Source organism: Humibacter antri (assembly GCF_054777235.1).
The window spans coordinates 1-581 of record NZ_BAAHAW010000055.1 but is presented as its reverse complement, the minus strand read 5'-3'; the positions used below and the strand labels follow the sequence as shown (position 1 = coordinate 581).

The 581-nt window shown below is 64.9% G+C and carries 1 protein-coding gene; it reads left to right on the top strand.

Going from position 1 to position 581, the window contains the following annotated elements; genetic code table 11:
* Positions 1-113: 113 nt before the first annotated feature.
* Positions 114-581, top strand: a 468-nt coding sequence (locus ACYVDK_RS18240; RefSeq protein ID WP_460524427.1) for an IS110 family transposase, incomplete at its 3' end; no start/stop codon positions are given.

Sequence of the window (581 nt, the reverse complement as noted above, 5' to 3'; positions counted from 1 at the left end):
GGTCGTGAGTGATCGCTGATAAGGACCCGGCCGGGCTGATGCTGGAGGCCATCCGTAACGTGGCTGCCGAGACCCACGACCGTGAGGCCGCTGTCGATGAGGACGGAGCGGTCATGATCGAGAACCACGAATCAGTGGATGTGTTCCTCGGCGTCGATGTCGGCAAGTCCGCGCATCACGCGGTCGCCTTGGGGCGCGACGGGAGTGTGTTGCTGGATCGGCCGCTGCCGAACGACGAGGATGAGTTGCGGGAGATCATCCGGGGTCTGAGACATATCGGGACGGTGCTGCTCGTGGTGGATCAGCCGGCCACCATTGGGGCGCTCCCGGTCGCGGTCGCGCAGGCGGAAGAGATCCTAGTCGGCTATCTGCCGGGGTTGGCTATGCGGCGAATCGCGGATCTGCATGCCGGGCATGCGAAGACCGACCCCAGGGACGCGTTCATTATCGCCCAGGCTGCCCGCACTCTCCCGCATGCGCTGCGCTCGATCAGCGTCGAGGCCGAATCGGTCGCGGAGTTGGGCATGCTCTGCGGGTTCGACGAGGACATCGTCAAACAGATCAACGCAACCGCCAACCGG